Source organism: Pantoea sp. GM_Pan_3 (assembly GCF_026541045.1).
GTDB lineage: Bacteria > Pseudomonadota > Gammaproteobacteria > Enterobacterales > Enterobacteriaceae > Pantoea > Pantoea anthophila.
The window spans coordinates 56,532-69,158 of sequence record NZ_JALNVA010000004.1; the positions used below are offsets into that span (position 1 = coordinate 56,532).

A 12,627-nucleotide genomic window follows, 5' to 3' on the forward strand; every position below is an offset into this window, starting at 1 on the left:
TCATATAAATAACCTGATAATAATTAGCCGCTTAATATTTAAAAAAGATATTCTCCATGCAGCATTTATAATTCATCATGTATAAAGAACCGCGAAGCTGTCACATAAGCTCAGTCTGGTTTCAGGGGCCAACCCGCGAAGAGCTGGAAAACGTTGCGCATAAAAGCGGTTAAAAGCCTGCTCTGCTTCTATTCCGGCGACAGGCGTTGATGCATACAGGCGCATCATCCCGGAGGTGGCGATAGCGCTGATTCAGTACCTCGCGCGGCTGCTGCTCAGGCGTGGAAAAACCGTCGGTGGCGGCAGTGACGCCGGTTCATCCGGCACGTTAATCAGCATGCGCAAAAAGGACCCGGCCCAGGCATGGCTGTTGTGTATATGCAGGATGTTCATCAGACGGGCATGCAGATTTCGCCGTTCGCGTAACGGCATCTGCAATGCAGTATGTACCGCACTGGCCATGCCGTCAGGATCGTAAGGGTTAACGGTGATGGCCCCCTCCAGCTGCTCGGCTGCACCGGCAAACTGGGAGAGGATCAGCACGCCGGGATTATTCGGGTCCTGCAGAGCGACATACATTTTGGCCATCAGGCTCATGCCCGCCATTAATGGCGTCACCAGCGCCACGCGTGAGGCACGATAGATCCCGGCCTGTTCCTCGCGGCTGTAAGCCTGCGTCAGATAGTTCACCGGATACCAGTTCATGGCGCCATGTACCCCGTTAAACTCTCCGCAGCGCGCCTCCAGTGCCTGGCCCACTGCGGAGGCATCATGTTCGTGTCCGGCTGCCGGTGAGGCCAGTTGCAGCAGCGTAATGTTTTTCTGATAACAGTCATGTCTGCGCAGCAACACTTCAAGAGTGCTGATTCGGTAAGGCAGGCCTGAACTCTCATCAAGATGGCCGCCGCTGAGCACTCTGTTTTCCGGCAGGCTGTCGCGGCACTGCATCTCCATAAAGGCACAGCTGTTGCTCTCGCGCAGTGCCTGGACATCATCCAGGTCAATCCCCACCGGAAATACGCCCACCCTGATAATCCGGCCGTGAACACGAAAACAGTGCGACTCCAGGCGTTCAGTCCGGAATTCCCCCTCCAGCCAGACGATAAAGTTATTCATATCCTGCACGGTCTGAAAGCCAATCAGATCGCAACACAACAGCGACTCCGTCAGCCAGCGCCATTCAGGAATGGTTTCAAATATCCTGCCCGCGGGGAAAGGCTGATGCAGGAAAAAACCCACGGCCTGGGTCAGTCCCTCTTCACGGAGAAAAGCGGCACAGCCAAGCAGGTGATAATCCTGAATCCAGATAACATCATCGGGCGTGATGTTTTCACAAATCGCGCGCGCAAAGGCTTTGTTGAGGCTTTTATACGCCTGGAAGCCGCTGGCGGAAAACCGGGCCATGTCGGGGCGCTGATGAAAAACGGGCCAGAGCCCTTTGTGAATATAATGGCGATACCCTTCATTCAGCTCGCCCGGCGTCATCGGGAAGGTAACGGTTTCATACTGGCCTGTCTGCTGCACGGCGCAGGGTCTTGGTGCATCGTCAGGGATGACGCTGCTTTTGCCATCCCAGCTAATCCAGAGTCCTCCCTGTCGGGAAAGAATGCCGTCATAGATAGCTGTAAGCGTCGAACGTTGACACTGATTATGAGAAACAAGGATCAGGCCTGACATGATGTATTCCTTAAGGGCCGGCTGCAGGCAGGCAAAAGCGCCGCGCAGCCTGTCGCTGTTAATCGGAGGTCGGAGAATAAACTGAAGAAAACCGCTCATGCGTGTGCGCCCCAACGGCTTAATGCCTGCTGGCGCTGTTTGTGCAAACCGGGGTGTGATTCCCGTCATGCAGCGTCGTCACGTAGACGCCGGGTAATGAGGGAAAAGCCATAAATCCGTTGCGTTCGAAAAAGTCCGGAACGGACTCGCCCATGGCGATGATATTACGGCAGCCTCTGGCCCCGGGATGCGACAGGCAACAGTGCAGCAGCCATGAGCCGAGCCCGACGAAACGATACTCGGGCGAAATGAACAGATTCCTGATCACCCAGGTCTCCACCATATCGGTCACGACCCGGGCAAAACCGATTTGCCGGCCATTACGGTAAAGACCAAAACAGAGGCTGCTGTTCAGCGCCAGCGTCAGTGAGCGGGCATCCGGGAGGGTTGCGCCCAGCCACTGCGCAATCAGGCGCGTGTTCAGCAGCGCCGGATCCGTATTGACCTCAATGGCATCTCTGAACCATTTGCGGGGTGAGATAAGACGCAGGCGCTGCTGTTCAGCAAGCTCAGCCACGGCAGCATCGCTGCCTCCCGCGATGGAATAGGGCTTAGTAAAACATTTCATCCACGACTTCCCTGAACATGGGCGCAGAGGCGCCCGGAGTCGCTAATTAAAACGTTCAGCCCGTAAAAAAGGCGTAAAAAGAACCGGATGAATTGTAAAAACGCTGCAAATCAGTCATCAGACATTAAGGAATCGAAAATCGGGCGTGCAGCAGCGACCTCTGATCCTGGCCTTATCACCTCATGCGCCTGGCGATGAAGGCCGCGTGACCTTGCCCTGGAAAATGACCGGTCCGGACGGTCCGCTTAACGTTGATCCTCCAACCGGTTCCAGGCTTATCGCCAGGACCGTCTGATGATCTAACGTACCAGGAGGAAGCGGGAAAACGTTATGGTCAGGGTGCGTAATGAGGCCCAGCGATCGCGGCGGGGCACTGCCTCTGATCAGCCACAGCTGCAGGTTCTTGTTTTGCGGCAGCGTAATGTTAAGCGCAGAAAGCTGAAGGCGCGAAGCGGCCCTGTCCAGCGTCACCACAAATTGTGCATCGGGCTGCGTGCCACTGAGAACCGCAATCGGCTGCTGCGCCTCGGAGATCTCCGGCTTGTTCAGGTAAGTAAAAAGGAGCAGACCCGAGAGTGCCGCGGCAAGGCCCCAGCCCAGCCAGAAGCCGGGATGGCGGAGCGGCAGTTTTGTGTTGGCAGCGTGCCGATTAATATCCCGCTCAATCTGCCGCCAGACAGCCGCGCGAGGCGTGGCCTCCGGGGTGATCAGATCGATACCGCTAAACGCTTTCTGCCAGTGCAGCACCTCCGCGGCAAAGGCGTCATCTTCAGTCAGGCGTTTATCCAGCCTGAGACGGGTTTCCGGGTCGCTGAGTCCCAGGACATATTCTGCCGCCATCAGATCGTCGTGTTCGGGACCATTCATAGGCCTATGCACTCCCGAAGGTGAGTTAATGCGCGCCGGATCCAGCTTTTTACCGTTCCTTCAGGCTGCCTCATGGAGAGGGCTATCTCACTCTGGGACAGGCCACGGTAGTAGGCGAGCGAGAGGCTTTGTCGCTCTTCAGCAGGTAAGTGTGCCATACAGTGCTGAAGCCGCCGCGCCTCTGCATGACTCTCATCGGCGGGAAGAGATGTCTGAAAACCCGCTTCCGCTTCGCCGATCTCTTCCATGGAGCAGCACCGGTTCTCATGTTTACGCAGGAAATCGATCGCCCGATTACGGGCAATGTGGCTCAGCCAGATGTGCGGTTCACTGCGCCGCTCATCGTAATAGGTTGCTGACTGCCAGATTTGAATAAAGGTATCGTGCAGGATCTCTTCTGCCCAGTCCCGCCGTCTGACCATCCGCAGAATAATGCCGTAAAGTCGGGGCGAGAGGACGCGGTAAAGCTGCGCGAGTGCCGCTTTGTCGCCGCAGGCTATCCGGTTCATTAAGTCGGCCTGAATCGGGGGCACATTTTTTGTCATCGGCTTCCCTGTGAAAGGTGTGGCCACCGTGCTGGTGGCCACACACAGTATAGGTAATGCGTTATGGCATCAGCACGGTGTCGATCACATCGATAACGCCGTTACTCTGGTTGACATCATACGTTGTAATGCTGGCAATATTGCCCTGCGCATCTTTGAGCTGGATGTTATGCGGGCCATTTGCCATCACCCACAGCGACGCACCATTCACCGTTTTCAGCTCGGCCTTGCCGCCACCCGCTTTGATCTTCTTCTCCAGTGCTTGCATATCCAGTTTTCCTGAGACCACATGGTAGGTCAGGATGCTGGTGAGTTTCTCTTTGTTCTCAGGTTTCAGCAGAGAGTCGACCGTGCCCTGCGGCAGTTTTTCAAACGCCTCATTGGTGGGTGCAAAAACAGTGAACGGGCCTTTGCCTTCGAGCGTCGGGACCAGCCCGGCGGCTTTAACGGCAGCCACCAAGGTGGTGTGGTCCTTTGAGTTAACGGCATTCTGTACGATATTTTTCGACGGGTACATGGCGGCACCGCCGACCATCACCGTGTCGCTGCTCATGCTCGCCGCGTAAGTGGCACTGCTGAAAACTAAAGCTGAAAAAATCAGAGTTGGCAGGAATGCTTTCATTTTCACTTCCCTCATTGAGTTTGCAGACAGGGCCAGAGTGCCCCTGTCTGTTAATACGAATGAGCAGGGAAAACGGATGAAAGAAATTTAAAATATTTTTCTGTCACCCGGATGTCGCGTCAGCTCCCTGGACATCTGCCGTTTTACTGCGAATCGGGAAACAGCATGCTGATAGATGTGAAGTGAGTGGAAAATGTAGTGACGAGGATTTTTCACAAAAAATAGGGCATCCTTCATCACCTGCATCCGGCGGGCTTAACTATCAGAAATGGATTTTGATGTGATTGACTTTATGGGTTTCAACAATCGTTATAGACAGCTTAATTCGGCATTGCCCGGTGCTGAAGAGGGTATTACACGCAGGATAGATGGGATTCAGATCCGGACCTGGGAACCCGCAGGCGAAGTTGACGATGTTCTGGTGATTTATCACGGTGGCGGCGTAAATTCAGACGCCGGATACGATATCCCTGCCCGCCAGATAAGCCAGCGTGAATCCGTGTGTGTCTGCCTTGTCGATATTCGGGGACACGGCGAGTCATCAGGTCCGGAAGGCCACATTTCCCATCCTGAACAAATCTGGCGTGATGTTGATACGGTGATTGAGTTGCTTGCAGACACCTTTCCCTCAGCCAGAATTCATCTTCTGGGTCATTCCAGCGGAGGAGGCATGCTGATTAATTACTTCACGCGCCATACGCCTTGTCAGAAAACCGACAGCCTGATTCTGCTTGCCCCCGAGTTAGGCCCCTTCGCACCAGCAAACCTATTCAGAAAAACCGCCTCACCCTTTGCCTCGGTCAACAAGTGGCCATTCATCCTGAATGCGCTCAGCAGGGGGATGATCTGTGGTGCCAGCTTAGCCGTTAAACTTAACTTTCCTGAAACAGTGCTGTCAGTAAGGTCAGATTTTGTCAGGAGATATAGCGTCAATATGGCAAACGCCCTGACACCGCGTCAGCCTGCCAGACAGATTTCAGCCCTGACATTACCCGTTTCTCTTCTGTTTGCAGAACAAGATGAATTAACAGATGCCTGGGAGATGAAATCATTTGTTGAAGGATGTGGTAACCCGAACCTGTTCTGCAGCATCATCAGGCAATGCAATCATTTAGAGTCTATTTTTGAAGCCAGTGACAGTATTGAACAGCATTTTGCCCGCTTCGATCGCCTTCGTGCATAAGTTTCCAGCAGCTTACTGATTCACTCCGGACACCACATACTGCGGTCGTTCCAAAGCCAGCCCCACACAGACAGATTGTCCGGGTGGGGTGCAACGTCGCTTTGCAGCCTGCCACTACACCTGAAAATCGCCCCGGGATAGATGTTACTGGAAAATCTTATCGAAAAAGTCACACAGGCCGCCGTTGGGGTTGTATTCAAAAGACGTCCTGATAAAAAAACTAAAAATCAATGCATTAGAATATTTTAAGCCATGCGGCTATGCCCGTTTCGGCCGCTCAACGCTTCGGATAACGCTGACTTTCCCCAATCCTTCCGCCAGATTGCGAAAAAGCTGCTAAACCTTAAGTCAGAGATACGCGCGTAAAGATTAGGGTTATCACGCTATTCCCCGATTCAGATCCCGTCAGCAGTAAGCCAATAAAAACTATATCTTTCAGCCCGCCAACAATGGGAAGCAGACAATGTCGGAAAAAATATCGCTAACAATGCAGGTCAATGGCCAGCCGCAACAGATGCAGGTCGACCCGCGGGTCACGCTGCTCGACGCACTGCGCGAGCATCTTAATCTGACCGGTACGAAAAAAGGGTGCGACCAGGGACAGTGCGGAGCCTGCACGGTGCTGATAAATGGTGAAAGGGTGCTGAGTTGTCTGACCCTGGCGGTTCAGGCGAACAACGCGCAGGTGACCAGCATCGAAGGGCTGGCCTCCGCCGAAGGTGAACTGCACCCGGTGCAGCGCTGCTTTATGGAAAATGATGCCTTTCAGTGTGGCTACTGCACGCCGGGCCAGATTATGTCTGCCGTCGCCTGTATTAAAGAGGGCCATGCCGGGTCAGAGGATGAGATCCGTGAATATATGAGCGGCAACCTCTGCCGCTGCGGCGCCTATCCCCACATCGTGGATGCGATTAAACAGGCCGCCGCCGAAATGGCGAAGGAGTCGGCATGAATGAATTCAGCTGGAAAGTAGCGCAGTCGCCTGAAGACGCCGCTGCACTGAAACAGCAGGCTGGCAGCCAGTTGCTGGCGGGGGGCACCACGCAGCTCGATCTGATGAAATGTGGGGTTTTCACGCCACCGCAGCTAATTGGCATCACCGGACTGACCACGCTTAAAACCCTGCAGTTTGATGAAAACCGCATCACGGCGGGTGCGCTGGTCACCATGAGCCAGCTGGCCGACCATCCTGAGTGTCAGCAGAGGGCGCCAGCCATCTATGGCAGCCTCTGGCAGGCCGCATCGCCGCAGATCCGCAACATGGCGACGCTGGGAGGCAATCTGCGTCAACGCACCCGCTGCGCCTACTACCGCGACCCGGCGACCTTCTCTGCCTGTAATAAGCGCAACCCCGGCTCCGGCTGTGCCGCACGGGATGGCATTAACAGCAACCACGCTATTCTGGGTGCCAGTGACAGCTGTATTGCCGTCTATCCGGGCGATCTGGCGGTCGCGCTGGTGGCGTTTGACGCCATTGTGGTGGTGCAGAATCAGCAGGGTGAGACCCGCCGCATCGCGATTGATGACTTCTTCCTGCTGCCCGGCGATTCGCCCGATCGTGAGCACGATCTGCGCGAGGATGAGATCATTGTGGCGATCGAAGTGCCGCAGACCACGTCCCTTCGTCACTCACACTACCTGAAAGTCCGGGATCGCAGCTCCTACGAATTTGCCGCCGCCAGTGCCGCCGCGGGCTTTACGCTGGAGAACGGGGTCATGCGCCAGGTGCATATTGCGCTGGGTGGCGTGGCGACCAAACCCTGGCGGGTCAGGTCGGTTGAGCAGGCGCTGGAGGGACAGCCGTTCAATGAAGAGACGGTGTTCCAGGCCGCAGAGCTGATCACGCAGGAGACGCAGGCGCTGGCTCACAACGCCTATAAAGTAAAACTGGCGCCACGGGTCATTGCCCGCGCGCTGATGGCAGCAGGAGAAACCGCATGAGTGACGTGAATGACAAGGTGCGTCGGGATTTATTAAAGGCCACGGCGGCGATCTCAGCGGCGGGCAGCCTGGGGCTGCACATGCAGAGTGTCAGCGCCAGCGACAGCGCCACGGCTATGCCAGAAACGGCCAGTCCGGTTCAGGGATTAGGCGCAGCACGCTCCCGGGGTGACGGCAAAGTGAAAGTCACCGGTGAAGCGCGCTACGCGGTCGAGCATCAGCCGGAAAATCCGCTCTATGGTGTGGTCATCCAGTCCACCGTCGCCAGCGGTCGTATCAGCCGGATGTCCGTGGAAAAAGCGCAGCAGGCCACAGGCGTGCTGGCGGTCTACACCCATCTGAACCCCCTGAAGATTAACAAGCCCACCGCCATCGCAGACGGTGGCGCAGCGCAGTCAACCTACACCCCGATTCAGGACGATAAGATCATTCACAATGGTCAGAACATCGGGCTGGTGGTGGCAGAAACCTTTGAACAGGCTACCTGGGCCGCCTCGCTGGTTGAGATTGAGTATGAAACCTCCAGAGGCCTGATTTTCGCCACCGATGAGGGCGTGGAGCCGAAACCGGTGTCGAAGCAGGATATCGATATGGGTGACGCTGAGCAGGCGATGCAGCAGGCCGACGTGCGTCTGAGCGAGCGTTACACCACCCCGCGCGAATACAACATGCCGATGGAGCCGCACGCCTGCGTTGCACACTGGCAGGAGGGCAGGATCACCGTCTGGGAGCCCAGTCAGTGGGTGGCGGGTGCGCAGGTGGAGATCGGCGAGTGGATGGGCATTGACACCGAAGCCGTGCGGATTATCTCGCCTTACGTCGGCGGCGGCTTTGGTTCAAAACCGGTGCCTTACACCCACGTTGCACTGGCGTGCGTGGCGTCACGCGCGCTGAAGCGCCCGATCAAAGTGTCGCTGACCCGCCCGCAGACCTTTACCGGCCTGGGCGGTCGTCCGGCTACCTCGCAGCAGCTGGCGCTGGGCGCCTCGCGTGACGGTAAAATTCAGGCGATTATCCAGCGCAGCTTCAGTGAAACGTCACTGATTGACGTCTTCGCCGAGAACTGCAGCAAGGTGACCGCCCGCATGTATGCGGTGGAGAACGTCTCCGCTCAGCATCAGGTGCGCCCGATCAATACCGTCACGCCTGGCTGGATGCGCGCGCCGGGTGAAAATCCCAGCGCCTTTGGCCTGGAAGTGGCCATGGATGAGATGGCCTATGCCCTGAACATCGACCCGCTGGAACTGCGGCTGCGCAACTGGGCCGATAAAGATTACCAGCTGGATCTCCCCTGGAGTTCGCGCCGTCTGAAAGAGGCGTATCAGAAAGGAGCAGAGGCGTTTGGCTGGGACAGGCGGATTATGACGCCGCGCTCAATGCGGGAAGGACGCGAACTGATTGGCTGGGGCATGGCATCCGGCACCTATCCGGTCAACAAACTGCCGGCGGAGGCGAAAATAATCCTGACGCCGCACGGCCGGTTTGTGGTGCAGTGTGCAGGCGCAGATATCGGTACCGGCACCTACACGATTCTGGCGCAGACCGCCGCCGACATCCTGGGCGTCGACTCCACCACCATTGAGGTTGAGCTGGGTGACACCCGCTTGCCGCGCGCCGGCGTCGCGGGCGGTTCGCAGCTGGCAGGTAACGTCACCGCCGCCGTGAACGACACCGCTAAAAGAATGCGCGCGCAGCTGCTGAAGCTGGCCAGCGAGCTGCCACAGTCGCCGCTCAATGGCACCCCCGCCTCTCAGCTCACGCTGAAAGGCGACGCCGTGCAGCACACTCTGCGCAGCGGGCTGGCGGTTTCACTGGCACAGCTGGCGACGCTGGCACCGGCAGAGAGCCTCACGGTCACTGGCGGCACCTTCCCGGATGATATGTCGCAAAGCGAGCGCGACAAAATGGTGCGCAACCTGAACGACATGAGCCGTCCCGAAGCGTTTTCGGCGCACAGCTGGAGCGCGCAGTTTGTGGAAGTGCGGGTTGATGAGGATTTCGGCACCATCCGGGTAAAACGCATGGTGGCCGCGCTCGACAGTGGCCGTCTCTACAATCCGAAACTGGCTCGCAGCCAGTGGATTGGCGGGATGATCATGGGGGTCGGTCAGGCGCTGATGGAAGAGGGCATTATCGATCCGCGCAATGGCCGGGTAATCAATAACAACCTGGCGGACTACCTGGTGCCGGTCAACGGCGACATCCCGAGCATTACCACGATCAACGTCGGGGAGCCCGATTTTGAGGCGACCACGATGGGCGGGAAAGCCGTCGGTGAACTGGGGATTGTCGGCGTTGCGGCGGCGATCAGTAATGCCGTGTTCCACGCGACCGGCAAGCGCGTGCGCGATCTGCCGATTACGCTCGACAAGATCATCTGAGACGGTTCCTGACCTGCTCCGGCATGCCGGACAGAGGTCAGGCGGGCGCAGGCTGAGGGCTGCGCCCGTTTTTACGCTGCAGGGAGAGAGTGTGAAGATAGCGTTAATTGTGCTGGCTGCCGGACTGAGCCGCCGTTTTCGTCAGCAGGCGGGCGAGCATAAGTTACTGGCCCGCCTTGATGGCAAACCGCTGCTGCAACATACGCTGAAGCAGGCCGCGGCCAGTGGACTTGACCTGTTCGTGGTGACGCGTCCCGACGCCGCTGCGCTTCAGGCGCTCTGCACCTCCGCCACGCTGGTATTGTGTGACAGCGGCGGACTGGGGGAGTCGATCGCGGCAGGCGTTAACGCCACGCGCGACTATGACGGCTGGCTGATTGCGCTGGGGGATATGCCGTTTGTGTCAGCCGCGAGTTACCGCGCGGTCAGCACGGCGCTGGCAGTCGCGCCTGTCGTCCGGCCCTGGGTGACGGGCAGGCCGGGGCATCCGGTGGGCTTTCAGCGTCACTGTTATCCGGTCCTGAGCAGCCTGCAGGGCGACAGCGGACCGCAGGCGCTGGTGAAGGCCGCCGCCGTCCGCCTGCCGCTGCACGATCGCGGCTGTCTGTGTGACATCGATTTTCCTGCCGATCTGCAGTTAATAAAGGAATTCTCATGATAACGCTGGATCAACGCGTCATTAATGCCGCCCTCAGCCATTCTCAGGCGGGGCGGGCGGTGTGGCTCTGCACGGTTCTGCGCACCTACGGCTCCTCCCCGCGCGCTCCGGGGACACTCATGACGGTCAGTGAGACCGGAGAGAGTTGCGGCTCGCTGTCGGGCGGCTGTATCGAAGAGGATTTTCTGGCGCAGCTGGCTACCGGGGCTTACCGCGACAGCAGTCAGCGGGTGCGTTACGGCGAAGGCGGGATGCGGCCTGATGTCAGCCTGCCCTGTGGCGGCAGTCTGGAGATCGTTATTGAGTTTCTGCCGCCCGATGAGGCCACGCTGGCCCTGCTGACGGCGATGCAGCGTGCGCTGAGCGGTCAGCAGCCGCTGGTAAAAATGATACGCCCCGGTGAACGGGCGCAGTGGGAGGCCATCGCCGCCAGTCGGGTGTTGCCCGCACTGGATGCCAGCGAGCAGCAGATCGTGCTGCCGGTGGGGGCGATCCCGGAACTGCTGGTCGCGGGCTATTCCAGCGTGGCCTATGAGTGCATCCGGCTCGGCCAGATTCTGGGTTTCCATGTGCGGGTCTGTGAGCACCGTCCGGAGATGCTGACGGAGCTGGAGAGCCATTTCGGCGGCGCGGACAACGTGACGCTGGTGTCACAGCATCCGGCGCGCTGGCTGGAACTGAACGGGGCGCATGCAGCGGTGGCGATTGTGGCGCTGACCCACGATCCGCGCATCGACGATTTGACCATGATGGAGGCGATCGCCACTCCTGCCTTCTACATCGGCATCATGGGCTCAGCCAAAAACAGTGAGAAGCGGCGCGCGCGTCTGCAACAGATCGCCGGTATGGATCGTGCCGAACTGGATCGCATCCATGCGCCCATCGGTCTGCCTATCGGCAGCAAAACCCCGGCAGAGATTGCGCTGTCGGTGATGGCCGATATTGTCCGCATTAAAAACGGCGGCCAGTCAGCCGCCTGACCGCTGCGCCGTGTCCGGGGCCAGCCGGTAGAGGTAAGTGCCGGAGAAGGGGATCGGCATAAATCGCTGGAACAGTTCACGCAACGTCTGCTCCGGGTCAACATCGCTGAACAGCTGCGGATAGAGCGTGGTGGCAAAGAACTCGGTTGCCACCACGTGCCACGGACTGAGGTAAAAGTTGTGCCAGATCGCCCCGGTGTGGCCGTCCCGCAGTGCGGTCAGCTGCTTCAGGGCGTGCTGCTGACCGGTCAGTGCCAGCAGGCTCTGCCGGGTCTGCGCGGCGGAGACGTCGGGTCCGAGTTGAAGTGACCCGGCCTCATCCGCGCTGCCGGTGCCGGTGGCAAAGTAGAAGTCGGGCCGGGCGGCGATGACGCTCTCCTCGCTCAGTCGCCCGAACACCCCGTTGACCTGCTGGCTGGCAATATTATCCCCGCCGGCAAAGCGCAGCAGGTCGCCCAGATTACCCTTTACCGAGGTCACGCAGCATTCATTTCTTCGGCCAAGATGCAGCTGCAACAGCACGCGGGGCCGGGGGCCATGATAATCAGCCAGCCGCGTTTCAATGCGCTGCATATGGGTGCGGTAAAAATGATTAAACTCAGCAGCCCGTTGAGGCTGATTCAGCACCTCCCCCAGCAGCGTCATGCTGCGTTCCGTGTTGTTCAGCAGGTCAACCCGCAGGTCGATCTTCACCACCGGGATATGCGCCGCGCTGAGCATCTTCTCCAGCAGGGCGCCGTTTTCACCGTCACGCGCCAGCTGAGGCAGAACAACCACGTCCGGTCTGAGTGCAATCACCTGTTCAGGGTTCATGTCATTGACCCCATCCAGCCCGAGTGGCGTAATCTCGCGCATCTGCGGAAACTGGCGGGCAAAAGCCTGCCAGGTCTGAGGATCATACTTTTTCAGGTCGAGCGGCCACCCCACGATATGCTGCAGCGGATTGCCTGAGGTCAGCAGCGCGACGCTGTAGAGCATCCGGCTTTCACCCAGCACGATGCGCTGCGGATGATCGGGAATTGTCACCTGGCGACCGGTGATGTCGGTCAGCGTCCGCGCGCCTGCGCCGGCGCTGATGCACATCAGGCCGAGCAGCAGCCCGGCAC

The 12,627-nt window shown here is 58.3% G+C and carries 12 protein-coding genes; 6 read left to right on the forward strand and 6 right to left on the reverse strand.

The window, feature by feature from the left end:
- Positions 1-252 precede the first annotated feature (252 nt).
- The 5 genes from OXR04_RS12960 to OXR04_RS12980 all read right to left on the reverse strand — a co-directional run bounded on the left by OXR04_RS12960 (position 253) and on the right by OXR04_RS12980 (position 4,378).
- Positions 253-1,677 carry a trehalose-6-phosphate synthase gene (locus tag OXR04_RS12960; RefSeq protein ID WP_267370665.1) on the reverse strand — a complete coding sequence of 475 codons (1,425 nt, stop codon included), beginning with the start codon at positions 1,675-1,677 and terminating at the stop codon, positions 253-255.
- A 118-nt stretch (positions 1,678-1,795) separates the two neighbouring features.
- Entirely contained in the window at positions 1,796-2,344 is a 549-nt protein-coding gene (locus tag OXR04_RS12965) for a GNAT family N-acetyltransferase (protein WP_267370667.1), read from the reverse strand.
- A gap of 180 nt (positions 2,345-2,524) precedes the next feature.
- Positions 2,525-3,211: an anti-sigma factor gene (locus OXR04_RS12970; RefSeq protein WP_267370669.1), complete on the reverse strand. Its 687-nt coding sequence runs from the start codon at positions 3,209-3,211 to the stop codon at positions 2,525-2,527.
- On the reverse strand, positions 3,208-3,756 hold the full coding sequence (locus tag OXR04_RS12975) for a sigma-70 family RNA polymerase sigma factor (protein WP_046102791.1): 549 nt from the start codon (positions 3,754-3,756) through the stop codon (positions 3,208-3,210). Before OXR04_RS12975 ends, OXR04_RS12970 begins: the two co-directional genes overlap by 4 nt.
- Positions 3,757-3,817: 61 nt before the next feature.
- A complete protein-coding gene (locus OXR04_RS12980) occupies positions 3,818-4,378 on the reverse strand; it encodes a fasciclin domain-containing protein (RefSeq protein WP_167431785.1) in 561 nt (186 codons plus the stop codon).
- 268 nt (positions 4,379-4,646) lie between these two features.
- Between OXR04_RS12980 and OXR04_RS12985 the strand changes: the two genes are divergently transcribed.
- From OXR04_RS12985 to OXR04_RS13010, 6 genes are all read left to right on the forward strand, one after another.
- Complete coding sequence (locus OXR04_RS12985; RefSeq protein ID WP_267370673.1) at positions 4,647-5,561, forward strand: alpha/beta hydrolase; 915 nt, start codon at positions 4,647-4,649, stop codon at positions 5,559-5,561.
- A 487-nt stretch (positions 5,562-6,048) separates the two neighbouring features.
- Positions 6,049-6,513, forward strand: coding sequence for a (2Fe-2S)-binding protein (locus OXR04_RS12990; protein WP_009092803.1), 465 nt, complete (start codon positions 6,049-6,051; stop codon positions 6,511-6,513).
- Positions 6,510-7,502 carry a xanthine dehydrogenase family protein subunit M gene (locus tag OXR04_RS12995; protein ID WP_267370678.1) on the forward strand — a complete coding sequence of 331 codons (993 nt, stop codon included), beginning with the start codon at positions 6,510-6,512 and terminating at the stop codon, positions 7,500-7,502. The genes OXR04_RS12990 and OXR04_RS12995 overlap by 4 nt, the downstream gene beginning before the upstream one ends.
- On the forward strand, positions 7,499-9,883 hold the full coding sequence (locus tag OXR04_RS13000) for a xanthine dehydrogenase family protein molybdopterin-binding subunit (protein WP_267370681.1): 2,385 nt from the start codon (positions 7,499-7,501) through the stop codon (positions 9,881-9,883). Before OXR04_RS12995 ends, OXR04_RS13000 begins: the two co-directional genes overlap by 4 nt.
- A 91-nt stretch (positions 9,884-9,974) precedes the next feature.
- The gene (locus OXR04_RS13005) at positions 9,975-10,541 is read left to right on the forward strand and encodes a nucleotidyltransferase family protein (protein ID WP_267370684.1); all 567 of its coding nucleotides are present in this window, start codon (positions 9,975-9,977) and stop codon (positions 10,539-10,541) included.
- Positions 10,538-11,521, forward strand: a complete 984-nt coding sequence (locus OXR04_RS13010) for an XdhC family protein (RefSeq protein WP_111207257.1) — start codon at positions 10,538-10,540, stop codon at positions 11,519-11,521. The genes OXR04_RS13005 and OXR04_RS13010 overlap by 4 nt, the downstream gene beginning before the upstream one ends.
- On the opposite strand, the gene OXR04_RS13015 is transcribed toward OXR04_RS13010, so the two are convergent.
- Positions 11,510-12,604 carry an ABC transporter substrate-binding protein gene (locus tag OXR04_RS13015; RefSeq protein ID WP_267371290.1) on the reverse strand — a complete coding sequence of 365 codons (1,095 nt, stop codon included), beginning with the start codon at positions 12,602-12,604 and terminating at the stop codon, positions 11,510-11,512. The genes OXR04_RS13010 and OXR04_RS13015 overlap by 12 nt on opposite strands.
- Between the last annotated feature and the right edge of the window lie 23 nt (positions 12,605-12,627).

Excerpts from the sequence above, each read along its gene's own strand:
- OXR04_RS12960 (WP_267370665.1), bottom strand. The coding sequence starts at position 1,677 with ATGTCAGGCCTGATCCTTGTTTCTCATAATCAGTGTCAACGTTCGACG.
- OXR04_RS12965 (WP_267370667.1), bottom strand. The coding sequence starts at position 2,344 with ATGAAATGTTTTACTAAGCCCTATTCCATCGCGGGAGGCAGCGATGCT.
- OXR04_RS12970 (WP_267370669.1), bottom strand. The coding sequence starts at position 3,211 with ATGAATGGTCCCGAACACGACGATCTGATGGCGGCAGAATATGTCCTG.
- OXR04_RS12975 (WP_046102791.1), bottom strand. The coding sequence starts at position 3,756 with ATGACAAAAAATGTGCCCCCGATTCAGGCCGACTTAATGAACCGGATA.
- OXR04_RS12980 (WP_167431785.1), bottom strand. The coding sequence starts at position 4,378 with ATGAAAGCATTCCTGCCAACTCTGATTTTTTCAGCTTTAGTTTTCAGC.
- OXR04_RS12985 (WP_267370673.1), top strand. The coding sequence starts at position 4,647 with ATGGATTTTGATGTGATTGACTTTATGGGTTTCAACAATCGTTATAGA.
- OXR04_RS12990 (WP_009092803.1), top strand. The coding sequence starts at position 6,049 with ATGCAGGTCAATGGCCAGCCGCAACAGATGCAGGTCGACCCGCGGGTC.
- OXR04_RS12995 (WP_267370678.1), top strand. The coding sequence starts at position 6,510 with ATGAATGAATTCAGCTGGAAAGTAGCGCAGTCGCCTGAAGACGCCGCT.
- OXR04_RS13000 (WP_267370681.1), top strand. The coding sequence starts at position 7,499 with ATGAGTGACGTGAATGACAAGGTGCGTCGGGATTTATTAAAGGCCACG.
- OXR04_RS13010 (WP_111207257.1), top strand. The coding sequence starts at position 10,538 with ATGATAACGCTGGATCAACGCGTCATTAATGCCGCCCTCAGCCATTCT.
- OXR04_RS13015 (WP_267371290.1), bottom strand. The coding sequence starts at position 12,604 with ATGTGCATCAGCGCCGGCGCAGGCGCGCGGACGCTGACCGACATCACC.